The 24,200-nt window shown below is 68.6% G+C and carries 19 protein-coding genes; 17 read left to right on the forward strand and 2 right to left on the reverse strand.

Going from position 1 to position 24,200, the window contains the following annotated elements; all coding sequences use genetic code 11:
- The first annotated feature begins 75 nt into the window (after nucleotides 1-75).
- From glgP to msbA, 5 genes are all read left to right on the forward strand, one after another.
- Nucleotides 76-2,640 (forward strand): alpha-glucan family phosphorylase, encoded by a 2,565-nt coding sequence (glgP, locus tag ABYX71_RS02795; RefSeq protein ID WP_372694713.1) that lies wholly within the window; start codon nucleotides 76-78, stop codon nucleotides 2,638-2,640.
- 68 nt (nucleotides 2,641-2,708) lie between these two features.
- Nucleotides 2,709-5,087 carry a DNA internalization-related competence protein ComEC/Rec2 gene (locus ABYX71_RS02800; RefSeq protein WP_372694715.1) on the forward strand — a complete coding sequence of 793 codons (2,379 nt, stop codon included), beginning with the start codon at nucleotides 2,709-2,711 and terminating at the stop codon, nucleotides 5,085-5,087.
- 154 nt (nucleotides 5,088-5,241) lie between these two features.
- Complete coding sequence (locus ABYX71_RS02805) at nucleotides 5,242-5,883, forward strand: MotA/TolQ/ExbB proton channel family protein (protein WP_372694717.1); 642 nt, start codon at nucleotides 5,242-5,244, stop codon at nucleotides 5,881-5,883.
- A complete protein-coding gene (locus ABYX71_RS02810; protein WP_372694719.1) occupies nucleotides 5,880-6,305 on the forward strand; it encodes an ExbD/TolR family protein in 426 nt (141 codons plus the stop codon). The genes ABYX71_RS02805 and ABYX71_RS02810 overlap by 4 nt, the downstream gene beginning before the upstream one ends.
- Nucleotides 6,302-8,068, forward strand: coding sequence for a lipid A export permease/ATP-binding protein MsbA (msbA, locus tag ABYX71_RS02815; protein WP_372694721.1), 1,767 nt, complete (start codon nucleotides 6,302-6,304; stop codon nucleotides 8,066-8,068). The genes ABYX71_RS02810 and msbA overlap by 4 nt, the downstream gene beginning before the upstream one ends.
- A gap of 43 nt (nucleotides 8,069-8,111) precedes the next feature.
- On the opposite strand, the gene ABYX71_RS02820 is transcribed toward msbA, so the two are convergent.
- Entirely contained in the window at nucleotides 8,112-8,534 is a 423-nt protein-coding gene (locus ABYX71_RS02820; protein ID WP_372694723.1) for a nuclear transport factor 2 family protein, read from the reverse strand.
- A 112-nt stretch (nucleotides 8,535-8,646) separates the two neighbouring features.
- Between ABYX71_RS02820 and ABYX71_RS02825 the strand changes: the two genes are divergently transcribed.
- Nucleotides 8,647-9,681: an ABC transporter substrate-binding protein gene (locus ABYX71_RS02825; RefSeq protein ID WP_372694725.1), complete on the forward strand. Its 1,035-nt coding sequence runs from the start codon at nucleotides 8,647-8,649 to the stop codon at nucleotides 9,679-9,681.
- Between the two features lie 47 nt (nucleotides 9,682-9,728).
- Nucleotides 9,729-10,100 (forward strand): MAPEG family protein, encoded by a 372-nt coding sequence (locus ABYX71_RS02830; RefSeq protein ID WP_372694727.1) that lies wholly within the window; start codon nucleotides 9,729-9,731, stop codon nucleotides 10,098-10,100.
- 216 nt (nucleotides 10,101-10,316) lie between these two features.
- On the opposite strand, the gene ispH is transcribed toward ABYX71_RS02830, so the two are convergent.
- Nucleotides 10,317-11,273: a 4-hydroxy-3-methylbut-2-enyl diphosphate reductase gene (gene ispH, locus ABYX71_RS02835; RefSeq protein ID WP_372694729.1), complete on the reverse strand. Its 957-nt coding sequence runs from the start codon at nucleotides 11,271-11,273 to the stop codon at nucleotides 10,317-10,319.
- Between the two features lie 254 nt (nucleotides 11,274-11,527).
- Between ispH and ABYX71_RS02840 the strand changes: the two genes are divergently transcribed.
- The 10 genes from ABYX71_RS02840 (at nucleotide 11,528) to ABYX71_RS02885 (ending at nucleotide 23,991) form a co-directional block, all read left to right on the forward strand.
- The gene (locus tag ABYX71_RS02840) at nucleotides 11,528-12,481 is read left to right on the forward strand and encodes an AEC family transporter (RefSeq protein ID WP_372694731.1); all 954 of its coding nucleotides are present in this window, start codon (nucleotides 11,528-11,530) and stop codon (nucleotides 12,479-12,481) included.
- 108 nt (nucleotides 12,482-12,589) lie between these two features.
- A complete protein-coding gene (locus ABYX71_RS02845; protein ID WP_372694733.1) occupies nucleotides 12,590-14,860 on the forward strand; it encodes a 3-hydroxyacyl-CoA dehydrogenase NAD-binding domain-containing protein in 2,271 nt (756 codons plus the stop codon).
- A gap of 34 nt (nucleotides 14,861-14,894) precedes the next feature.
- Nucleotides 14,895-16,490: a 4Fe-4S dicluster domain-containing protein gene (locus ABYX71_RS02850; protein WP_372694735.1), complete on the forward strand. Its 1,596-nt coding sequence runs from the start codon at nucleotides 14,895-14,897 to the stop codon at nucleotides 16,488-16,490.
- A 195-nt stretch (nucleotides 16,491-16,685) separates the two neighbouring features.
- Complete coding sequence (locus ABYX71_RS02855) at nucleotides 16,686-17,432, forward strand: EtfB protein (protein ID WP_372694737.1); 747 nt, start codon at nucleotides 16,686-16,688, stop codon at nucleotides 17,430-17,432.
- Nucleotides 17,432-18,379: an FAD-binding protein gene (locus ABYX71_RS02860; protein ID WP_372694739.1), complete on the forward strand. Its 948-nt coding sequence runs from the start codon at nucleotides 17,432-17,434 to the stop codon at nucleotides 18,377-18,379. Before ABYX71_RS02855 ends, ABYX71_RS02860 begins: the two co-directional genes overlap by 1 nt.
- Nucleotides 18,380-18,656: 277 nt before the next feature.
- Nucleotides 18,657-20,672 carry a transketolase gene (gene tkt / locus ABYX71_RS02865; protein WP_372694741.1) on the forward strand — a complete coding sequence of 672 codons (2,016 nt, stop codon included), beginning with the start codon at nucleotides 18,657-18,659 and terminating at the stop codon, nucleotides 20,670-20,672.
- 50 nt (nucleotides 20,673-20,722) lie between these two features.
- Nucleotides 20,723-21,733, forward strand: a complete 1,011-nt coding sequence (gene gap, locus ABYX71_RS02870) for a type I glyceraldehyde-3-phosphate dehydrogenase (RefSeq protein ID WP_372694743.1) — start codon at nucleotides 20,723-20,725, stop codon at nucleotides 21,731-21,733.
- Nucleotides 21,734-21,742: 9 nt separating this feature from the next.
- Nucleotides 21,743-22,927, forward strand: a complete 1,185-nt coding sequence (locus tag ABYX71_RS02875; protein WP_372694745.1) for a phosphoglycerate kinase — start codon at nucleotides 21,743-21,745, stop codon at nucleotides 22,925-22,927.
- Between the two features lie 25 nt (nucleotides 22,928-22,952).
- Nucleotides 22,953-23,738, forward strand: a complete 786-nt coding sequence (locus ABYX71_RS02880; RefSeq protein WP_372694747.1) for an SDR family NAD(P)-dependent oxidoreductase — start codon at nucleotides 22,953-22,955, stop codon at nucleotides 23,736-23,738.
- 7 nt (nucleotides 23,739-23,745) lie between these two features.
- The gene (locus tag ABYX71_RS02885) at nucleotides 23,746-23,991 is read left to right on the forward strand and encodes a sulfurtransferase TusA family protein (RefSeq protein WP_372694749.1); all 246 of its coding nucleotides are present in this window, start codon (nucleotides 23,746-23,748) and stop codon (nucleotides 23,989-23,991) included.
- Nucleotides 23,992-24,200: the final 209 nt, after the last annotated feature.

Consider the following 24,200-nt stretch of genomic DNA (forward strand, 5'->3'; position numbering starts at 1 on the left):
CGCAGTACCAACACCGGTTGGCACGCGGAGTGCTGGCAAAGCGGTGACCCTGAGACCAGAGCAGGAAAGCTTGCCATGACCCACACCACGTTCACGCTAGAAGTACAGCCACGCATCCCGGCCCGTCTGAGGCGCCTGGAGGAACTCGCCGGTGACCTGGTGTACTCCTGGGATCGGCGTGTGCGGGCGCTGTTCGCGCGGCTGGATGGCGGTCTGTGGCGGGCCTGTGGCCACAATCCCAAGGTGTTTCTGCGGCGCGTGTCGCAACAGGCGCTGGACGAGGCGGCCCAGGATCGCGGCTACCTGGAGGAATACAGCCGCGCGCTGTCCGGTTACGACATCTACATGCAGACGGCGGTGCGTTCGGAGCTGGTCGGCCGCTTTGATCCACAGACCGACCTGGTGGCCTATTTCTGCGCCGAGTACGGCCTGCACGAGAGCCTGCCGATCTACTCCGGTGGGCTGGGCATTCTGGCCGGCGACCACTGCAAGGCGGCCAGCGACCTGGGTCTGCCGTTCGTGGCGGTGGGGTTGCTGTACCGGCAGGGTTACTTCACGCAGGTCATCGACGGGCGCGGTCAGCAGCAGGCGGTGTATCGCCCGCACCTGATCGAGGATCTGCCGGTGACTCCGGCGCTGAACGGCGACGGCGAACCGGTGCGCGTGACCGTGCAGCTGCCCGGCCGCGATGTGTCGCTGCAGGTATGGCGCGCCAAGGTAGGGCATATCGACCTGTACCTGCTCGATTCCGATTTGCCGGACAACGCGGCCGCCGACCGGGCGCTGACCTACCAGCTGTACGGCGGTGACCGCGAGTGGCGCATGCAGCAGGAGATCGTGCTCGGCATCGGCGGCGTGCGGGCGCTGCGGGCACTCGGCCTGCGGGCCACGGTGTGGCACATCAACGAGGGCCACGCGGCGTTCCAGATTCTCGAACGCTGTCGCGAGCAGGTGGCGGAGGGCGAGAATTTCGTCGCCGCCCTGGAGCGGGTGGCGGCCAACACGGTGTTCACCACGCACACGCCGGTGGCGGCCGGGCACGACATTTTCGACGCGGGGCTGTTCGACCGGTACTTCACGGACTATGCCCGGGGCCTCGGCCTGAGCGTGGAGGCCCTGCGCACGTACGGTTACTCGCCGCAGAACGCGGGCAGTTTCAACATGACCGCGATGGCCCTGCGCGGCACGCGCTTTCACAACGGCGTCAGTCAGATTCATGGGCAGGTTGCCTCGCGCATGGAGCAGTACATCTGGCCTGATGTGCCGGCCGAGGAGAACCCGATCACCCACGTCACCAACGGTGTGCACGCCAGTACCTTCCTGGCGCAGGAGTGGTCGAACCTGTTCGACGTGCGCTTCTCGGACTGGCGCGGCTCGCTGACCGACTGCGCGTACTGGGAGTGCCTGCGCGACGTGCCGGATCACCGCTTCTGGAGTCTGCGCCAGGAACTCAAGACGCTGTTGTTGCAGGTGGTGCGGCGGCGACTGATCGCCCAGCACCGCCGGGCCGGCATGGCCGAGGCGCAGCTGCGCCGCCTGACGCGCTACCTGCGCGAGGACACCGGCGACGCGCTGGTGCTCGGCTTCGGTCGCCGTTTCGCCACCTACAAGCGCGCCACGCTGCTGTTCCAGGACCCGGAGCGGCTGGCGCGCCTGCTCGGCGACCCACAGCGGCCGGTGCTGGTGATGTTTGCCGGCAAGGCGCATCCGAACGACCAGCCCGGCCAGGAACTGATCCGCCGCATCCATGAGCTGTCGCTGCGTCCGGAGTTCATCGGCCGCATCCTGCTGCTGGAGAACTATGACGTCGCGCTGGCGCGCCGGCTGGTATCGGGTGTCGACGTGTGGCTGAACAACCCTGTCTACCCGCTGGAGGCCAGCGGTACGTCGGGCATGAAGGCGGCCATGAACGGGGTGGTCAACCTCAGCGTGCTCGACGGCTGGTGGGCCGAGGCCTACGACGGCAGCAACGGCTGGGGCATCGTGCCGCACGGCGACGACTTCGATCCGGCGTTTCGCGACCGTCAGGAAGCCAGCGACCTGTACGACCTGCTCGAGCACCAGGTCATTCCGCTGTATTTCGATCGCGGTGGCCACAGCTATTCGCCCGACTGGGTGGCCATGGCCAAGGCGTCGATGACCACCATCCTGCCGCGCTTCAACGCCGAGCGCATGGTGCTGGATTACGTGCAGCGCCTGTATGGGCCGGCGCGTGACCAGCGCCGGCGCATCGAGAGCGAGCCGGGCAGCGCGATGGCGCTGGCCGAATGGAAGCAGCACGTGCACGAACGTTGGCCGGGTGTGACGCTGGTGCCGGCGACCGGCACGGTCGGCGAGGGGCGTCGTCTGCTGGCATTCGGAGACGCCCTGGAATTGCGCGTGGACGTGGCCTTGAACGGTCTGCAGGCGGATCACGTGGTTGTGGAGTGCCTGCTGGGCGAGCAGCAGGAGGATGGCACCTTCGTGTTGCGTGACAGCCTGACGCTGACGCCCGACGCGAATCTGCCGGGGGGCGCGGTCACCTACCGCCTGGCATTGCGCCCGGGCGTCACCGGGTTGCAGCATTTCCGTATCCGCGCCTATCCGTATCACCCGCTGTTGGCGCATCGGTTCGAGACGGGATGCATGACCTGGTTGTGAGGCCGCCTCGGGCACCGGACTGACGGTGCCGGCCGGGCAGGTGTCACGGGCAGGAGGAGGTGCTCGCGATGGCGGTCGGCCTTGCCGAACTGGCGTTGGGGTTCGCCGGTGGCCTTGTGATGGCGCTCCTCGCCCCGGCGCTGCCGGCCGTCGGCTGGGCCGCGCCATGCGGCGGACTGGCCTTGTGCCTGATCGGCCTGGGGCGACGCCGGCGCTGGTTGTGGCTGCCGGCGGCCGTGCTGGTGGGTGTTGCCTACGGCTGGGTGTCGGCGCGCCAGGCGCTCGATCATCGCCTCCCGGTCGCCCTGGAGGGTCGCGATGCACTGTTGACCGGCGTTGTGGCGGACCTGCCACAGCGCGATGGAAGACGGACCCGTCTGGCGCTGGACGTTCACCGTCTGGTGGTCGACGGGTCGCCCGTGCCGGGGCCGCGACGGGTGCTGCTGAGCTGGTATGGCGAGCACCCGCCGCTGCGCGCCGGGCAGCGCTGGCAACTGCCGGTGCGTTTGAAGGCACCGCGCGGGTTCAGTAACCCGAGTGGCTTCGACTACGCGCGCTGGCTGACACAGCAGGGCATCGATGCCACCGGTTACGTGCGTGCGGGGCCGTCGTTACGGCGATTGACGGACCATCGGCTGGATGCGCCGGTTCAGCGCGTGCGGCAGCGCATCTCGGACGGACTGGGCCGGCATCTTGGCGACGATGATGCCGCGCGCCTGGTGCGCGGTTTGTCGATTGGCGTGACCGGCGCCATCAGCCCCGCTACCTGGCGCACGGTGCGCGAGACGGGCACCGCGCACCTGCTCGCCATCTCCGGTCTGCACGTGGCGCTGTCGGGGCTGTTGGCGTATGGGGTGGTGGGGCGGCTGTGGCGCGTGTGGCCAGCGGCGGCGCGCCGCGTGCCGGCGCCGCGCGCCGCGGCCGTGGCGGCGGCGCTGGCGGTGTTCGGCTACGCCGCACTGTCCGGGTTTGCCGTGCCGGCCAGACGCACGGCATTGATGTTCAGCGTGGCCGCCCTCGGCGCGGCCAGTGGCCGTGAAACCTCGGCCTGGCGGTTGTGGTTGCTGGCGGCGCTGGTGGTGCTGGTGCTGGATCCGCTGGCGGTGCTGGCCAGCGGGTTCTGGTTGTCGTTCGGCGCGGTCGGTGTGCTGCTGTGGCAGGCCATGGGGCGGCTCGCGCCGTTGCGGCCGGTCGCCGAGGCAGGTGTCGACACGCCGGCCAGTGCCTGGCGAGCCAGGTCCTTGCGCCTGGTCGGCACGATGCGGCTGCAGGCTGCCATCACACTGGCGTTGACGCCGATGACGCTGGCGTTTTTCGGTGTGCTGTCGGCCACCGCGGTGCCAGCGAATTTGCTGGCGGTACCGGCGCTTGGCCTGCTGGCGGTGCCGCTGACGCTGCTCGGCACCGCCGCTCTGCCGGTACCGTGGCTGGCCGCCCCGTTGCTGGTGGCCGCGCACGGTGTGTGCGCGGTCACGCTGGAGATCCTGCATGGCCTGGCGCAACTGGCGCCCGGCCGCCTATGGCCACCCTTGCCCGGGTGGACCTTGCTGGCCGCGGTGGTCGGCGTGCTCTTGCTGCTGGCGCCGCGCGGCCTGCCGGGGCGCTGGCTGGGTGTGGTCTGGCTGCTGCCGGCCCTGTGGTGGCGGCCCGCGGTGCCGGCAACGGGTGACTTTGCCGCCAGCGTGTTGGACGTCGGCCAGGGGTTGGCGGTGGTGGTGCGCACTCAGCGACACACCCTGGTGTATGACAGTGGGCCGCGTTACAGCGAGCGCTTCAGCGCGGGCGAGGCCATCGTGCTGCCGGAACTGGCGCGCATGGGGGCGGGGCAGGTCGACCTTCTGGTGCTCTCGCACGGTGATGCCGATCACGCCGGGGCCGCCGGTGACATCGTGGCCGGCATCGCCACCGTGCGGGTGGTGGCTGGAACGCCGGAGCAGCATGCGCTCGGGCCGGCGGTCGAGGCCTGCCGGGACGGTCTGGCATGGCAGTGGGACGACGTTAAGTTCGTGCTGTACGCGCCGGGTGCCGACATCCCCGGCGCCAGTGACAACGACCGCTCTTGCGTGCTGCTGGTCACCTCGGCGGCCGGCCAGGGGCTGCTCCTGACCGGAGACATCGAGCGCGCGGCGCAGCGCCGCCTGCTGGCCGGTGGGCCGCCGGCCGGTCCGCTGGCAGCCGTGGTGGCACCGCATCACGGCAGCCGCAGCGCACTGCACAGGCCGTTGGTCGACACCCTGGCGCCGCGCGAGGTGATTTTTTCCGCCGGCTATCGCAACCGCTTTGGACATCCGCACCCCGCCGTGTCCGCCGCCTATCAACACGCGGGCGCACGAACCTGGACCACGGCGCGAGACGGGGCGGTGCGACTGTACACACACCGCCACGGCCTGCGGGTCCTGGCGCAGCGCCACTGGCGACACCGGTGGTGGCACGGCGGGCGGTCCTGACGGTGGCCCGGAAGCCAGGCGCCGTGACCGTGCTCTCGGTTCCTGGCCGGTCATGCCGATGCTGCAAGGTGGCTGCTAAACTGCCGCGACAAACGGTGCCGGGTTGGCCGCCGTATCGCTTTCCGTCTTCATATCACCTCGGGTAACGCGCACCTTGTGGGAACTGATCAAGGCCGGTGACTGGCCGGTCATTCCGTTGGTTTTGTGCTCGATTCTGGTGCTCGGCATCGTGCTGGAGCGGGCCTGGTCGCTGCAGCGTCGACGCGTTTTGCCGGCCGGTCTGCTCGAGCAGGTGCAGCGCTGGTGCGCCGCCGGTGAGGTGGACGCGGCGCGTATCGGGGCACTGCGCCGGCACTCCGCCCTGGGCCGCGTGCTGGCGGCTGTGCTGATGCACGGCGGCGAGGATCGCCGACGCCAGCGCGAGAACGTGGAAGATACCGGGCGCCATGTGATGCTGGAGCTCGAGCGTTACCTCAACATGCTCGGCACACTGGCCACGGTGTCACCGCTGATCGGCCTGTTCGGTACCGTGATCGGCATGATCGAGACGTTCAGCGCCATCAGCCTGACGGGGCTGGGTGCGCCGGAAAAGCTCGCCGGTGGCATCGCCATTGCGCTGGTCAACACGGCATTTGGCTTGTTCGTGGCCATTCCGGCCTACATCTTCCACCGCTACTACCGTGGCCTGGTGGAGGAACTGGTGGCCGACCTCGAGCGCCAGGCCTCCGAACTGGTGGAGTTCCTGAGTCATCAGACCGCCCGCCTGAACCGAGAGCGGCAGGTGCGTCGGGCATGAATTTCCGCACCCGGCGCCGGCCGGATGACGTGGAACTGAACTTCGTGCCGCTGATCGACGTGTTGGTGGTGCTGCTGATCTTTCTGATGGTGACCACCAGCTTCAATCGCCTGGGACAACTCAAGGTGGACCTGCCGCAGGCGGCGGCCGAGGGTGCGCCGGCGAAGAGCCGCCAGATCGAACTGGCGATCAGCGCCGAGGGCAAGTACGCGGTCGATGGTGTGACGCTGGCGGCCGATACGCCGGCGGCGCTGACGGCCGCCTTGCGCCGGGTCGCGGATGGCCAGGAGGCTCCGGTGCTCGTGCTGTCGGTGGACCGGCTGACCCCGCACGAACGGGTGGTGGCGGCCATGGTCTCGGCCCGGGAGGCGGGCCTCGAGAATCTCACCTTCGCGGTGGAGACGGCAGGCACGCAGCCATGACCGCCGCGTCCGGTCCCGGCACGCGCCGGCAGGTGTATCTGCGCCTGCTCGGCTACGCACGCCCACACTGGCGGGTGTTCGGTGTGGCGCTGCTGGGCATGATTGCCGGCGCCGCCACCGACCCGGCCTTCGCGGCGCTGATGAAGCCGATGCTCGACGGCAGCTTCGTCGAGCGCGACCCACAGGTCATCCGCTGGCTGCCGGTGGTGATGGTGGGCCTGTTCGTGGTGCGTCTGGTGTGCACCTTCGTGTCCGACTTCGGCATGAACTGGGTGGCGCGGCGGGTCATCAAGGACCTGCGCACGACCATGTTCGACCAGCTGCTGCGGCTGCCGGCGAGCTTCTACGACCGCGAGGCGGCCGGCACGCTGATCTCGAAGATCACGTATGACGTGGAGATGGTGGCTGGGGCAACCAGCAGCGCGCTCACCACGCTGCTGAAGGACTCGGTCGCCGTGCTCGGGCTGCTGGGCTGGATGTTTTATCTGAACTGGAAGCTGGCGCTGATCTTCATCGTCGTCGGCCCGGCCATGGCCATGAGCATTCAGGCGGTATCGCGCCGTTTCCGGCGCCTGAGCCGGCACATTCAGTCCTCCATGGGCAGCATCACCACGGCCGCCGGCGAGGTGGTTGAAGGGCACCTGGTGACCAAGCTGTTCAACGGCCAGGATCGCGAGTCGAACAGCTTCGACCGCCTGTCCGAGCGCAACCGCCACCTGCACATGAAATGGGTGTCGGTGGACGCGTTGGGCAACGGTGTGGTGCAGCTGCTGATCGCGCTGACCATGGCCGGCATCCTGTACGCGGCCACGACCTTTGCCAACACCGAGCGCACGACGGTCGGCGGCTTCACCTCGTTCATCGTCGCGGTGACCATGTTGCAGGCGCCGGTCAAGCGGCTGACCAAGGTCAATGGCGTGCTGCAGAAGGGCATCGCGGCGGCGCGCAGCGTGTTCGATCTGATCGATGAGCAGACCGAGGCCGACACCGGCACGCGGGTGATCGAACGCGGCCGTGGCGAGATCGCCTTCGAGGGCGTCGAGTTTCGCTACGCGTCCAGCAAGAGCCCGGTGCTTCGCGGGGTGTCGCTGCATGTCGAGCCGGGCCAGCGGGTGGCGCTGGTGGGTCGCTCGGGCTCGGGCAAGACCAGTCTGGTCGGCCTGCTGCCGCGGTTCTACGAGCCACAGGCCGGACGCATCCTGGTCGACGGCATCGACATCCGCGAGCTGACGCTGGCCTCGCTGCGGGCGCAGATTGCCCTGGTCAGCCAGCAGGTGGTGCTGTTCAACGACACGGTGGCCAACAACATCGCCTATGGCCGCCGCGGAGAGGTGAGCGAGGCGGACATCGTCCGTGCCGCCGAGCAGGCCCATGCGATGGAGTTCATCCGCAACCTGCCGCAGGGCCTGGACTCGCTGGTCGGTGACAACGGTGTGCTGCTGTCCGGCGGTCAGCGGCAGCGCCTGGCCATCGCCCGCGCGCTGCTCAAGGACGCGCCGATCCTGATCCTGGACGAGGCGACCTCGGCGCTCGACAACGAGTCCGAGCGCCACATTCAGGTGGCTCTGGACGCCTTGATGCGCCACCGGACCACGCTGGTGATCGCCCATCGCCTGTCGACCATCGAGAACGCCGACCTGATTCTGGTGATGCAGGATGGCCACATCGTCGAGCACGGCCGGCACGACGATCTGCTGCACCGCGGCGGCGCCTACGCGCGCCTGCACGGTTCGCAGTTCGCCGAGCAGGCAGTCGACGTCTAGGGCGTGACGGGTCCGGCGCTGTGCCGGCGGGCTGCGGCGCGGGTCAGTGCAGCACGGTGTCCTGGTCGATCGCCACCGCCGGTGTCGGCGAGGCGTGGTGCAGGATCATGCGCCAGCCGTCGGCGGTCTGCCGGTAGACGTTGGTCGCCACCACCGGCGGTTGCGGGCCGTGGTCCTCGTCACGCAGCGTGAGCTGCTCGTGCACCACGTGCGTGGCCAGCTCCCCGTCGCGGCGCTGCAGCACGGGCACGGTATGCACGGTCAGGTGCGGGCCGGCGGCAAACATGCGCTCCCAGGCGGCGAAAATCGCGCGGTGGCCGTGCAGTTCCGGCCACATGGGATGCACGCACACCAGGTCCGGGCCATCGTCCCACACCGCCTGCATGAGTGCGGTGTCGGCGGTTTCCAGCGCCTGGTAGAACGCCGCCTCGGCGGCGTCCGGGGAATCGAAATGGGTGCTGCTCATCGGGTCCGGCATGCCTGTTGGTAAAGTTGTGGAGGCGTCAACTGGGCGCTAAAGTGCGCGTTTTCAAGTCACCGAAGGGGTCTTCCTTCGGGCCAGTGAGGAGGAACCCAACATGCCCCGCACCCTATGGTATACGCGCTGTCCAGTGGCCACGGCCTCGGGCATTGCCTTTCAGCGCAAGTCGTTCGACGCCGAGTTCGCCGGTTCGGATTTCGATGTCCGCAACATCAAGGAGCTGGGCGCGGCACAGGCCGACACCCACTTCGATCACCGCCTGGCGGACTCGTTCCGCGAAGGCGGCGCCATTCCGCCGCTGTGGGCACGCACCCGCGGTGCCGACACGGTCGCCATCGGCCTGACCTTCGTCGCCGATTCGCTGGCCACTTTCGTGCGCGCCGACGATCCGGCCACCTGCGTGCAGGACCTGGCCGGCCGCCGCCTGGGACTGCCGGTGCGCCCGTACATCCTGATCGACTTCATGAAGGTCAACGCCCACAAGGGCTTCTACTCGACCCTGCTGGCCAACGGCATGCAGGAGTCGGATGTGCAGTTCGTCGAGATGACCATTACCGACGACATGCACAGCACCATCAACGCCGACCTCAAGCAGGGCGACCGGCCGAGCCTGTACGACGCCGACGTCGACCACCTGCTGCGCGGCGAAGTCGACGCCATCTTCTGCAAGAACGCCGAAGTGGGCCTGATCGAGCGCCGCTACCAGGGCCGCATCCGCAAGGTCTACGACCTGATGACCGACCAGACCGACCGTGCGCACATGGTGAATGCCAATCCGCGCATCATCACGGTCAGCGCCGGTCTCGCCAAGGAAGCGCCGGAGGCGGTCGAACGCTACCTGCAGGTGCTGGTGCGCACGGCCAACTGGGCCTCCACCCACCCGGCCGAGGCCACCGTCACACTGGCGAAGGAGCTTGGCGTGTCCGAGGACGACATCCGCAACACCTACGAGCCCGACTTCCACAAGAAGCTGTGGCCGTCGTTCGGGCCGGAGGTGCGGCGCCTGCTGCAGGTGCAGATCGACTTCATGCAAAGTCACGGCTATCTCGGCCAGGTCGACCTCGAGCCATGGATTCAACCGCAGTTTCTGGAGCAGGCGTACCGGCGGGAAGGGCTGCCGGCGGTGGCCTGAAAACACCACACTTCAGCCCTGTAAGAAAAACCGATTAGGAGGGGACGATGACGATTGCCTATTGGTGTGTGCTGGTGCTGCTGTTCTTCCCACCGGTGCTCGGTGCGCTGGCCAAGAGCGGTGGCGGGTTCGACAACAGCCGACCGCGCGAATGCCTGGCGGCGACCACCGGCTGGCGCAAGCGGGCCGACTGGGCGCAGCAGAACGCGCTGGAGAACTTCGCCCCGTTCGCGGCGGCGGTGATCATCGGCCACCAGCTCGGCCTGGCGCAGGGCACGCTGAACATGCTGGCGTTGGCCTACGTGGCGCTGCGTGTGCTGCACGCGGTGTTCTACATCACCAACCTGGCGGCGCTGCGCTCGCTGGCCTACATCGGCGGCCTGGCCTGCATCATCGCGATTTTCGTGATGGTGGCCTGAGAGCTTGTGAATTTGTCATGCTCTCAGGGCGGCCAAGGATGGCCGGGGGCGAATCCAGCACGTAAGGGCTCGATTCGCGTGAGCACGTCCGGGCGTGTACCGGACGTGCGGCGCAAGAAATGCGCAGGACGCGCATTTCTTCACAAACCCTGAGCCGGCGAGGCGTCTGACGAGCCCGGTCGCGGCGTCACGCCGCGGCCGGGCTTTTTTGTGGGCTCAGCGCAGATCGGCCGGCAGGCGTCCGCGGTCCGGGCGTGCCAGCTCCGGCGGCAGGCGGAAAATGGCGTCCTCGGCGATGCCCACCTGCGTGCTGACCGACTCGAGCCCCAGTTCGCGCAGGCGGGCCAGCACGGCGTCCACCAGGCGCTGTGGCGTGGACGCGCCGGCGGTGATACCGATGCGGCAGTCCGCGGTGAACCAGGCCGGGTCCAGGTCGGCGGCGTCGTTGATCAGGTAGGCCGGCGTGCCGGCCCGCTCGCCGACGTCGCGCAGGCGATTGGAGTTGGAGCTGTTGCGCGCGCCGACCACCAGCAGTACGTCGATCTCGCTCAGCAGGGCCTTGACCGCGTTCTGGCGGTTCTGCGTGGCGTAACAGATGTCGTCCGTGTCGGGGCCACGGACTTCGGGGAACCGCGCCCTGAGCGCCTCGATCACGTCGCGTGTGTCGTCCAGTGACAGGGTGGTCTGCGTCACGTAGGCGACGCGGGCCGGATCTTTTACCTGCAGTGCCGCCACCTCGTGCGGTTCGCCCACCACGTGCACGCGCCCGCGCACGCGGCCGCGGGTGCCTTCTACTTCCGGGTGGCCGGCATGGCCGACGATGACCACGTCATAGTCCTGCGCCGCGTAGCGCTGGGCGCGGCCGTGTACCTTGCTGACCAGGGGGCAGGTGGCGTCGATGCTCTTCAGGCCGCGTGCCGCCGCCGCGGCCACCACGCTGTCGGCCACGCCGTGGGCGCTGAAGATGGCCCGCGCGCCGGGCGGGATCTCGTCGATGGTTTCCACGAATACCGCGCCGCGGGCACGCAGGTCGTTGACCACGTTGGGGTTGTGGACGATCTCGTGCACCACGTAGATGGGCGGACCGTACAGCTCCAGTGCGCGCTCGACGATGTCGATGGCGCGTACGACGCCGGCGCAAAAGCCGCGCGGTTCGGCGAGTGTGGCGTGCATGGCATTCCGGTACAGCAGGACAGGGCGTTTACCATACCGCACCTGCCAGTGCGTGGCGGCCCGGGTGGGTCGGGTGGCGCACTGGCCTTCGCGCCATGCCGTCCGAGACGCGCCGGGTTGTCGACCGTGCGTGAAACCCGGTGGGAGTCGAGGTGCCCGCTTCGTGCCGCGAAGCGAGGGTGTGTACCGCGCTTGAGTCAGCTGAAAAGTTCGAGGGAAGGAGCTTTTCGGTGTTTCCTTCCCAAGGAGTTCCCGTGACCAGTCTTGCCCCGGTTTTACAACAGGCCCTGCTGCCGGTGGGCAGCATCATGGGTGTGGGTCTGGTGTGGCGGCGCGTGCGCCCGGGCGGGGTGGATGCCGCGACGGCGCGGCGCGTGATCGGCGCGCTGGTGATGTACGTCTTCTATCCGGCGCTGGCGTTTCACACGGTGACGCGCGCCCAGGTGAACGCCGAGCTGATCCTGGCGCCGGCACTGACCATGTTCGCCATCGTGCTCGGCATGGGACTGGCGTTCGGGCTGTTTCGGTTGCCGCTGTTTCGCCTTACCGGCCCGGCGCAGCTGGGCGCGCTGGTGATCGCCTGCGGCCTGCCCAACATCATCTCGCTGGGCATTCCGGTGCTGCAGGCGCTGTTCGGTCCGGACGGCGCGCGCTACGCCGTCTACGCGGATATCCTGGGTATCAACCCGCTGTTCTGGTCACTGGCGCTGTGGGTGTCGGTGCGCTGCGGGTCGCACGGCGAGCAGCTGGACACCCCCTGGCAGTTCTTGCGCGTGCTGACCAAGCTGCCGCCGATCTGGGCGTTCTTGATCGGTTTCGTGCTGAACGTGACGGGTGTCGCGGTCCCGGCAGGCATCGACAAGGCGGCCGGCATGCTCGGCTACGCCACCATGCCGGCGATGCTGCTGACGGTCGGCATGTCGCTGTCCTTCGGCCATTTCCTGCGCTTTCGACGGCACGTCATCGGGGTGTCCCTGATCAAGCTGGTGCTGGTGCCGGCGGCGGTCTATGCGCTGGCGCATCCGCTGGCCGGTAGCGGCGAACTGACGGTGGCCACGACGCTGCTCATGGGCATGCCGACCATGATGGCCAGCATGATTCTGAGCGAGCGCTTTGGTCTCGATACGGAGCTGCTGGCAGCCGTGATGGTCGGTTCGACCCTGCTTTACTTCGTTACGTTGCCGTTGGGGATGGCGCTGCTACTGTAGGCGGCCGGCTTGCCAGCGGGCGCTAACATTCATTAAGGTTTGCCGTTTCGTTGCAGTGCGGAAAACCGCGCTGCATGGCCCTTACACGATGCACGGCGGGACGGACACGTGACGGACTACACGACGATCAAGCAGGTGGCGGTGCTCGGCGCCGGAAACATGGGCGCCGGCATTGCCGCGCAGGTGGCCAATGTCGGTGTGCCGGTGCTGTTGCTGGACCTGACGCGCGAGGCGGCCGAGCGTGGCAAGCAGGACCTGTTCAAGCGTCGCCCGGCCCCGCTGATGAGCCCGGCGGCGGCTGACCTGATCGAGACCGGCGGCTTCGATCAGGACCTGGAGCGGCTGGCCACCGCCGACTGGATCGTCGAGGTGGTGGTCGAGCGGCTGGACGTCAAGCAGGCGCTGTTCGAGCGGGTAGAGCAGGTGCGCCGGCCGGGGTCGATCGTCAGTTCCAACACCTCGGGCATCCGTCTGTCGGAGATCACGGCGGGATTGCCGCCGCGTTTTGCCGCTGATTTCCTGATCACGCATTTTTTCAATCCGCCGCGCTACATGGGGCTGCTGGAACTGATCGCCGGTGCGGCGACGCGCCCGGAGGCGGTGGACGCACTGCGTTCGTTCTGCACGGTGCGGCTCGGCAAGGAAGTGGTGGATGCGCGCGACACGCCGTCGTTCATCGGCAACCGCATCGGCGTGCTGGCCATGCTGGCCGGCATGCGCGCCGCGCTGGCGCACGGGCTGACCGTGGAGCAGGCCGATGCGGTGGCCGGCAAGCCGATTGGCTGGCCGGGCACCGGCGTGTTCGGTCTGCTGGACCTGGTGGGCCTGGACGTGGTGGCGGACATCGCCCGCAACATGCAAAGCCAGCTGGCGGCCGACGACCCCATGCAGCCGCTGCTGCAGTTGCCCGCGGTCATGACGACGCTGCTCGAGCGCGGGGCGGTGGGCCGGAAGGCCGGCGGCGGGTTCTACCGCATGGGCCCGGACAAACAGCGCCTGGCGCTGGACCTGGCGACGCTCGAGTACCGTCCCCAGCAGACGGTGGAGCTGGCCAGCGCCCGGGTGCGCGGCCCGGCCGAACTGCTGGCCGGTGACGATGCCGGTGCCCGCTTCGCGGCCGATCTGCTCGGTGCCACGCTGTCGTATACCGCCACCGTGGCGCCGGAGATCGCCGGTGACGTGGTCGCCATCGACACCGCCATGCGCGAGGGCTACGCCTGGCGCTGGGGGCCGTTCGAGCTGCTGGACCAGATCGGCCTGCAGCCGTTCGTGGAGCGCCTGCAGGCGGCCGGTGAGCCGGTGCCGGGCCTGCTGCGGGTGGCGCTCGACAGCGGCGATGGGCGCTTTCATCGCGAGGAAGCGGACGGCCCGCAGTATCTCGGTTACGACGGCGCCTACCACGACGTGCCGCGGCCGGCCGGCATGTTGGCGGTGGCGGACCTGCGCCGCGCCGGCAAGCCGGTGCTCGGCAATGCCTCGGCCAGTCTGTGGGACATGGGCGACGGTGTGGCATTGCTTGAATTCCACACCAAGATGAACGCCCTCGACGAGTACACGGTCGAGGCCATGGAGCTGACGCTGGACCGCGTCGGAAGGAACTTCCAGGCGCTGGTGATCGGTTCCGACGCACCGCACTTCTGCGCCGGTGCCAACCTCAAGCGCATGCTAGACGCCGCCCGCGGCGGCGACTTTGCGTTTTTGGACGGTTTCATCGAAGGCCTTCAGCACGTGCTGATGGGCTTCAAGTACGCGCCGTTCCCGGTGGTGGCCGCGCCGCGCGGGCTGGCGCTGGGCGGTGGGTGCGAGGTGCTGTTGCACAGCAATGTGCTGCAGGCGCACGCGGAACTGAACGCGGGCCTGGTGGAGCTGCGTGTGGGGCTGCTGCCGGCCGGTGGCGGTACCAAGGAAATGACCCTGCGCTACCTGCACGATGGCGTCGAGCAGGGCTTCGACCTGATCGCCGGCTCGGTGGTGTCGGCTTCGGCCGCCGACGCCCGCGCCATGCGTGTGCTGACCGATTACTGTGCGGTCACCATGCACCGCCGGCGCGTGCTGTCCGACGCCAAGGCGCTGGCCCGGCGCATGGTGGGCGCGTACGCGCCGGACAAGCCGGCGGTGGTGAGTCTGCCGGGGCCGTCCGGGCGGGCGGCGCTGGAGGCGCGCGTGGCAGCGCAGGTCGAGGCCGGTAAAATGACGGCCCATGACGCCGTGGTGGCCAGCCACATCGCCGCCGTGATGAGCGGTGGCGCCGGAGGGGAGGTGACCGAGCACGATCTGCTCAAGCTCGAGCGCGAGCATTTCCTGGAGTTGCTGCGACTGCCCCTGTCCCAGGCGCGCATGGAGCACATGCTGAACACCGGCAAGCCGCTGCGCAACTGACGACACACGAATAACGACGGAGAACCAAGGGGTCATGAGCGAGCGGGACGTAATCGAATTCGACGTGCTGATCGTCGGTGGCGGGCCGTCCGGCCTGGCCACTGCCATCCGTCTGAAGCAGCTGAATGCCGAGCTGAGCGTGTGCCTGATCGACAAGGCCTCGCAGATCGGTGCGCAGATCCTGTCCGGCGCGGTCATCGAGCCGCAGCCGCTGGACGAACTGCTGCCCGGCTGGCGCGACAATCCGCCGCCGCTGTGCGTGCCGGTGCGGCACGACGAGTTTGCCTACCTGAGCAAGACCCGCCGCATCAAGGCGCCGGTGCTGCCGCCGCAAATGAACAACCACGGCAATTTCATCGTCTCGCTGGGTGCGCTGTGCGCCTGGCTGGCGCCGCAGGCCGAGGCGCTGGGCGTGGAGGTGTTTCCCGGCTTCGCCGCCAGCGAGCCGCTGTTCGACGCGGGCGGCCAGCGGGTGATCGGCGTGCGCATCGGCGACATGGGCATCGACAAGGCGGGTCAGCCCAAGGACGGCTACACCCAGGGCATCGACATCCATGCCCGGACCACCGTGCTGGCCGAGGGCTGTCGCGGCAGTCTCGCCAAGCAGCTGATCCGGCACTTCGGCCTGGACGCCGGCGTGGACCCGCAGACCTACGGCATCGGCCTGAAGGAGCTGTGGCAGCTGCCGGCCGGTCGCAGCGATCCGGGATTGGTGCAGCACACGATTGGATGGCCACTTAAATCAGATACTTATGGCGGAAGCTTCATCTATCACCTGACAGAGGACCGGGTCGCCGTCGGCTTTGTCGTCGGGCTCGACTACCGCGACCCCAACTTCTCGCCGTTCGAGGCCTTCCAGCAGTTCAAGCACCACCCGACGGTCAAGCCGCTGCTGGAAGGCGGCAGCATCATTTCCAGCGGCGCGCGGGCGCTGGTGGAAGGCGGCCTGCAGTCCCTGCCGCGTCTGCAGATGCCGGGTGCCCTGCTGGTGGGCGATGCCGCCGGCATGATCAACGTGCCCAAGATCAAGGGCACGCACATGGCGCTGCGCAGCGGCATGCTGGCGGCCGAGCACCTGGTGGCCGAGGGCGGCGATTTCGACGCCCATTGGCGGGCCTCACCGTCGGCGGCGGAGCTGCGGCGCGTGCGCAACATCCGCCCGGGTTTCCACCGCGGCCTGTGGCTGGGCCTGGCCAATGCGGCGCTGGAGACGGCGGTTGGCGGACGCACGCCGTGGACGCTGCGCAACCACGCCGATCACAGCGCCCTGCACCGGCTGTCGGCCGGCGAGCCGCCGGTCGATTACGTCGAGCGCACACTCGAGCCGCGCGACCGGCTGGCGTCCGTGTACTTCGCCGCCACCGAGCACGACGAGGACCAGCCGGTGCACCTCAAGGTGGCCGACACCGACATCTGCGCCGGGCGCTGTACCGAGGAGTACGGCAACCCGTGCACGCGCTTTTGCCCGGCCAACGTCTACGAGATGGTCGAGGAGGACGGTCAGCGGCGTCTGCAGATCAACGCCGCCAACTGCGTGCATTGCAAGACCTGCGACATCAAGGATCCGTACCAGATCATCGACTGGGTGCCGCCGGAAGGCGGTGCCGGCCCCAACTACGTCAATCTCTAGGGCCGTTCCGATCCGCTCGGGGCGGCTGGTCCGGGGCAGGACGCCCCGGCGTGAGACGGGGAGCGTGAGCCCTCGGCTCATGGAGCGCGGCGCAGGCATGTACCGTGCCGCGTCGATCCGAAAAGCGCCGTGGGTGGCGTTTTTCAAGGTTTTCTCAGACTTGGCCGCGTGGCGGCCGTTTTTCGAGGAGAAGGCATGAAAGTCCTGGTGGGCGTGAAACGCGTGGTGGACTACAACGTCCGCATCCGCGTCAAACCCGACGGCAGCGGTGTGCTCACCGACGGCGTCAAGATGAGCATGAACCCGTTCGACGAGATCGCGGTCGAGGAGGCCATTCGCCTGCGCGAGCGCGGCGTCGCCACCGAACTGGTGGCCGTCAGCATCGGTCCGCAGGCGGTGCAGGAACAGCTGCGCACGGCGCTGGCCATGGGCATGGACCGGGCCATCCACGTGGACACCGCCGACGCGTTGCAGCCACTGGAGGCGGCGCAGGTGTTCAAGGCGCTGGCCGAGCAGGAGCAGGCCGACATTGTGCTGCTGGGCAAGCAGGCCATCGATGACGACGCCAATCAGACCGGCCAGATGCTGGCGGCGCTGTGGGGTCGCCCGCAGGCGACCTTCGCCTCCGCCATCGAGGTCAACGGCGGCACCGCCCGTGTCACGCGCGAGGTGGACGCCGGTCTTGAGGTGATCGACGTCGACCTGCCGGCGGTGCTGACCACCGACCTGCGCCTGAACGAGCCGCGCTACGTCAAGTTGCCGGAAATGATGAAAGCCAAGAAAAAGCCGCTGGACAGCAAGCCGCTGGCGGAGCTGATCGAGGGCGGCACGCCGCGTCTGGAGCTGGGGGCGGTGCGCCCGCCGGCGGCGCGTGGCGCCGGGATCAAGGTCAACAGCGTGGAAGAACTGGTGACGGAGCTGCAGGGGCGGGGGCTGATCTGATGGCCAAGGTACTGGTAATCGCCGAACACGACGGCGCCAAACTGAACTCCGGCACCGCCAAGGTGCTGGCCTGCTGCGGCGAGCTGTCGGCCGACGCCATCGACGTGCTGGTGGCCGGCAACGGTGACGGGCTCGACGCGGTGTGTGCGCAGGCGGCGGCGCTGTCGGGCGTCAGCCGCGTGCTGAAGAACGCGCGTGCCGAGAACGCGGCGCCGCTGGCCGCCATGCTGGCGCCACAGGTGGTCGATCTGGCGGGCGACTACGACTACGTGCTGGGGCCGTCCACCACGTTCGGCAAGGATCTGATGCCCCGCGTGGCGGCCCTGCTGGGCCTGCCGGCGGTGAGCGACATCATGAGCGTGCTCGGCCCGCGCCAGTTCGAGCGGCCGATCTATGCCGGCAACGCCATCCTCACGGTGAACGTGCCGGACGGCGTGAAGGTGGTCGGTACGGTGCGCGTGGCGTCCTACAAGGCGGTTGGCGAGCAGTCGCCGGCACCGGTGGAGGCCGTCGCCAGCGGCGCCGAGCTGCCGGCCCACACGCGCTTCGTGGAGTTGCGTTCCGGTGCCAAGGACCGGCCGGACCTGCAGTCCGCGACCAAGGTCGTGTCCGGTGGGCGCGGTGTTGGCAGCGGTGAGAACTTCCGTCTGATCTTCGAGCTTGCGGACAAGCTTGGTGCTGCCGCCGGTGCCTCGCGGGCGGCGGTCGATGCCGGCTTCGTGCCCAACGACATGCAGGTCGGACAGACCGGCAAGGTGGTGGCGCCGGAGTTGTACATCGCGGTGGGGATCTCGGGTGCCATCCAGCACCTGGCGGGCATCAAGGACGCCGGCACCATCGTTGCGGTCAACAAGGATCCCGACGCGCCGATCTTCGAGGTCGCGGACATCGGCCTGGTGGCCGACCTGTTCGAGGCGGTGCCGGCGCTGGTCAAGGCGCTGCCGTAGAGATGGACGCCCGTGGCGCGCGTCGCCACGGGTGCCAGATGCCGCGGCCTGCGCGGGCCTGCCCGGTCGGGGGCGTGCAGGGCGCATGCTATCCTTGCCGCCCCCCGCGACCGGTATCCAATGCCTGGGTGCGGTGGGCATAACGGTGGACGCACTCCACGGGGGGCGCGCAGAACGCCGCAGCCACGCGGTTTGCCGCGACCCAGATACGCCGGCGAAACCCAGCGCCGGGCCTAAAGGCACGTACAGGTTTTTTCAGAACTCAATGGAGATGCGCATGTCTTTGCCGCGCCGGCAACTCGCCAACGCCATCCGGGCGCTGGCCATGGACGCGGTGGAGGCCGCCAAATCCGGTCATCCGGGCATGCCGATGGGCATGGCCGACATCGCCGAGGCCTTGTGGAACGACACCCTGCGCCACAATCCGGCCGACCCGGCGTGGCCGGATCGCGACCGCTTCGTGGTGTCGAACGGTCACGGCTCGATGCTGCTGTACGCGTTGCTGCATCTGTCCGGGTACGACCTGCCGCTGGATGAACTCAAGCGCTTCCGCCAGCTGCACTCCAAGACCCCGGGGCATCCCGAGCACGGCCTGACGCCGGGCGTCGAGACCACGACCGGTCCGCTGGGGCAGGGTCTGGCCAATGCGGTTGGCATGGCGCTGGCCGAACGCCGGCTGGCGGCGGAATTCAACCGCCCGGGTCATTGCATCGTCGATCATCACACCTACGTCTTCGTCGGCGACGGCTGTCTGATGGAAGGTGTCTCGCATGAGGCCTGCTCGCTGGCCGGCACGCTGGGCCTGGGCAAGCTGGTGGTGCTGTACGACGACAACGGCATTTCCATCGACGGCCAGGTCCGCGGCTGGTTCGCCGACGACACGCCGGCGCGCTTCGCGGCCTACGGCTGGCAGGTGATCCGTGACGTCGACGGGCACGACGCCGATGCCGTGCGCGCCGCCATCGCCGAGGCACGCGCCGACACCGCGCGGCCGACCCTGATCTGCTGCCGCACGGTGATCGGCTTCGGCGCTCCGAGCAAGGCCGGCAAGGCGTCCAGCCACGGCGCGCCGCTGGGTGCGGAGGAAATCGCCGGTGCGCGCGCGGCGCTGGGCTGGCCCTGCGGCGCGTTCGAGATTCCAGCCGAGATCTACCGGGCCTGGGATGCGCGCGAGCGTGGCGCTGCACAGCAGGCCGACTGGCAGGCACGGTTCGAGCGCTATGCCGCCGCGCATCCGCAACTGGCCGCCGAATTCCAGCGTCGCATGGCCGGTGAACTGCCGGCGGACTTTGCGGCGCAGGCGAAGGCCATCGTCACGCGCTTTCAGCAGGACGCCAAGGACGTGGCCAGTCGTCAGGCGTCCCAGCTGGCGCTGGGCGCCTTCGGTCCGCTGCTGCCGGAGTTGCTGGGCGGTTCGGCCGACCTGACCGAGTCGAACCTCACGCACTGGACGGGCGCGCAGGCGCTGGACAGCGCCCAGCCGGCAGGCCAGCACCTGCACTATGGGGTGCGCGAGTTTGGCATGACCGCGATCATGAACGGCGTGGCGCTGCATGGCGGCCTGCTGCCGTACGGCGGTACCTTTCTGGTGTTCTCCGACTACGCGCGCAATGCGCTGCGCATGGGGGCACTGATGGGGCTGCGGGTGGTGCACGTGCTGACGCACGACTCGATCGGTCTCGGCGAGGACGGGCCTACCCACCAGCCGGTGGAGCACGTGGCGAGCCTGCGACTGATCCCGGGGCTGAGCGTGTGGCGGCCGTGTGATGCCGCCGAGACAGCCGTTGCCTGGTCGCAGGCCCTGCAGGCTGCGGCTCCCACCGCGCTGGCGCTGTCGCGGCAGAAGCTGCCGCATCAGGCGCGTGATGCCGCGCAGCTGACGGCGGTGGAGCGGGGCGGTTACGTACTGGCGGACGCCGCCGGTGAGCCGGACGTGATCCTGATTGCCAGCGGGTCGGAAGTGGCGCTGGCGATGGCGGCGCGCGAGCAACTGGCCGGCGAGGGTGTCGCCGCGCGCGTGGTGTCCATGCCCTGCGTGGAGCGCTTTGCCGAACAGGACCAGGCCTACCGCGACCGCGTGCTGCCGCCGGCAGTGACCGCCCGGGTGGCGGTGGAGGCCGGGGTGCCGGATCTGTGGTGGCGTTATGTCGGCAGTCGCGGCGAGGTGCTCGGCCTCCAGCGCTTTGGCGAATCGGCGCCGGCCGGGGCGCTGTTCGAGTATTTCGGATTCACTGCCCAGGCAGTGGCGGACACGGCGCGTCGGGTGCTTCGCCACCACGCGCATTCTGAATAAGATTGATTTTTTATCAAATAGTTGAAGCCGGGTCTTAAGGAGAGATAGAGATGGCGATCAAAGTAGCAATCAATGGCTATGGCCGCATCGGGCGCAACGTGCTGCGCGCCCTGTACGAGAGCGGTCGCACCGGCGAAGTGCAGATTGTGGCGATCAACGACCTCGGCGACGCCAACATCCTCGGCCACCTGACCCGTTACGACACGGCGCATGGCAAGTTCCCCGGCACGGTCGAGGTGACCGAGGGCGCCATCGTGGTCAACGGCGACCGCATCCGCGTCACCAGCGAGCGCGATCCGGCCAAGCTGCCCTGGGGCGAGCTGGGCGTGGACGTGGTGCTCGAGTGCACGGGCATCTTCACCAGCAAGGAAAAGGCCTCGGCGCACCTGAAGGCCGGCGCCCGCAAGGTGCTGATCTCCGCGCCAGGCAAGGAAGTGGACGCCACCGTCGTGTACGGCGTGAACCACAACGTGCTCAAGGCCGGCGACACGGTGGTGTCGAACGCGTCGTGCACCACCAACTGCCTGGCGCCGATGGCGCAGGTACTGCACCAGAAGTTCGGCATCAAGCAGGGTCTGATGACCACCGTGCATGCCTACACCAACGACCAGGTGCTGACCGACGTCTACCACGAGGACGTGCGCCGTGCCCGCTCGGCCACGCAGTCCATGATCCCGACCAAGACCGGCGCCGCCGCCGCGGTGGGCCTGGTGCTGCCGGAGCTCAAGGGCAAGCTGGACGGCTTTGCCATCCGCGTGCCGACCATCAACGTGTCGGTTGTGGACCTGACCTTCACCGCCGGTCGCGCGGTGACCGCGGAGGAAGTGAACGCCGCCGTGCGCGAGGCCGCCAACGGCGCGCTCAAGGGCATCCTGGCCTACACCGAGGAGCCGCTGGTGTCGGTGGACTTCAACCACAATCCGGCTTCGTCCACCTTCGACGGCACGCTGACCAAGGTCATCGACGGCACGCTGGTGAAGGTCTGCTCCTGGTACGACAACGAGTGGGGCTTCTCCAACCGCATGCTGGACACCGCCCTGGCGCTGGCCAAGGTCGGCTGAGGGCACGTCATGGCGAATGTGCTGCGCATGAGCGACCTGCCGCTGGCCGGCAAGCGGGTCATGATCCGGGCGGATCTGAACGTGCCGATCCGCGACGGCGTGATCCTGGACGACACGCGCATCCGCGCCTTCCTGCCGACGGCGCGACAGGCGCTCGATGCCGGCGCTGCCGTGCTGGTGCTCTCGCATCTGGGGCGCCCGAAGGAAGGCGCCTTCGATGCCGACGCCAGCCTGGCTCCGGTGGCCGCGCGCCTGGGTGACCTGCTCGGTTGCCCGGTGCCGTGCCTGGCCGACTGGCTGGATGGCGCCAACGTGGCCCCGGGCACCATCGCGCTGGGCGAGAACGTGCGTTTCAACGTGGGCGAGAAAAAGAACGACGACGCGCTGGCCCGGCGCATGGCCGGCCTGTGCGACGTGTTCGTGATGGACGCGTTCGGCACCGCGCACCGCGCCGAGGCCTCCACGCACGGCGTGGCGAAGTTTGCGCCGGCGGCCTGTGCGGGGCCGCTTCTGGTGGCCGAGCTGGATGCCCTGAACACCGCGCTGGCGGCGCCCAAGCGCCCGCTGGTGGCCATCGTCGGCGGGGCCAAGGTGTCGAGCAAGCTGGCGGTGCTGACCCATCTGTTGCCGCAGGTGGACCGGCTGATCGTCGGTGGCGGTATTGCCAACACCTTCCTGGTGGCGGCCGGGCACGACGTTGGCCGCTCACTGTTCGAGCCGGACCTGGTGGATACCGCACGCGACCTGCTGGCGCAGGCGCAGCAGCTTGGCCGACCCATCCCGCTGCCCAAGCGGGTGGTGGTGGCGCCGGAAATCGGTGACACCGTGCCGGCGGCAGTCAAGAACGTGGACGCGGTGGACGCGGACGAAATGATCCTGGATGTCGATGCCGGCTTTGCCCGGGAACTCGGCGACATCATCAAGGGCGCCGGCACCGTGGTGTGGAACGGCCCGCTGGGTGTGTTCGAGTACCCGGCCTTTGCCGAGGGCACCCGGCTGCTGGCGCAGGCCGTGGCGGACTCGCCGGCGTACTCCATCTGCGGCGGCGGTGAGACACTGGCCGCCATCGCCAAGTTCGGCATTGCCGACCGCGTGTCGTACATTTCCACCGGCGGCGGCGCCTTCCTGGAAGTGCTGGAAGGCAAGACCCTGCCGGCGGTGGCGGTACTCGAACAGCGCGCCGCCAACACATAACAAGCAGCGAAGAGGAGAACAGGTCATGACGCAGCGCTTTGCCGGCAAGGTTGCCATCATCACCGGCGGCGGTGCCGGCATCGGCCGGGCCATCGTCGACGAGTGGACCCGCGACGGCGGACACGCCGTCATCTGCGACATGGACCTGCACGCCGCCGAGAAGGCCGCCGCCGAGGTCGCCGCGGCCGGCGGCCAGGCGCTGCCCCTGCAGCTGGACGTGACCGACCTGGACGCCATCGGCGGCATGGTGCCGGCCACGGTCGAACGCTTCGGCGGGCTCGACGTGCTGTTCAACGTCGCCGGCAACAACATGATGAAAAACGTCGAGGAGGCCAACGACGAGGAGTGGCGCTTCATCGTCGACACCAACTTCACGTCGGTGTACCGCTGTTCGCACGTTGCCCTTCCGGAAATCAGAAAGCGCGGCGGCGGCGCCATCGTGAACATCGCCTCCACCGCCGGCATCCTGGCCGAGAACCGCTGCGCCGCGTATTCGGCCGCCAAGGCCGCGGTCATCAACCTGTCCAAGAACATGGCCATGGACTTCGCGCGCGACAACATCCGCGTCAACGCCCTGTGCCCCGGCGGCACCTGGACGCCGCGCATCCGTGGCTACATGGCGCGCTTCCCGCAGCACGAAAAGATGATGACCGAGGTCTGCGCCATGCAGCGCATGGCCGAGCCGCACGAAATCGCCAAGCCGGCCGTGTTCCTGGCCTCGGACGACGCCTCGTTCATCACCGGCGCCGCGCTGGTGGTCGACGGCGGCATGACCGCCGGCAAGCGCTTCGAGCTGTTCGACTCCATCTGAGCCGCTCATGAGCACCACCACCGACACCGCCGTGCCCGTGGTGGATCTGTCGACCTACGGCTGCCCGCTGTACTTCGTCATGGCGCGCCAGGCGCTCAGCCGCCTGGCCGACGGCGAGCGCGTGGTGTTCCTGTTCGCCGCCGGCGAATCCGCCGATCAGCTGCGCGACGGCCTGGCCGAGGACGGCCACCGCGTGCTCGCCGTAGAGCAGGGCAGCGATGGTGTGCGGGTGGAGGTGGAGAAGGGCGGGTGAGGCGCCGCCGCCGCCCAGTGCCTTACTCGATTCGTCGATGGTTATGGGGTTCGGCAAGAGCTTTTGGCGCGGCCATCGTCGACCGCAGGTCGTGTTTACCCGCCGGGTCCGCGCGCTGTTGCCATTCAAACTTGGCGTGTAACTGGTCGATAATTCAAACTAGCTTGAGGCGCTCTAGCCTGGCTTCTTGAAGCCAGGCTAGATCAGCC

The sequence above is a fragment of the Immundisolibacter sp. genome, from assembly GCF_041625615.1.
Taxonomy (GTDB): domain Bacteria; phylum Pseudomonadota; class Gammaproteobacteria; order Immundisolibacterales; family Immundisolibacteraceae; genus Immundisolibacter.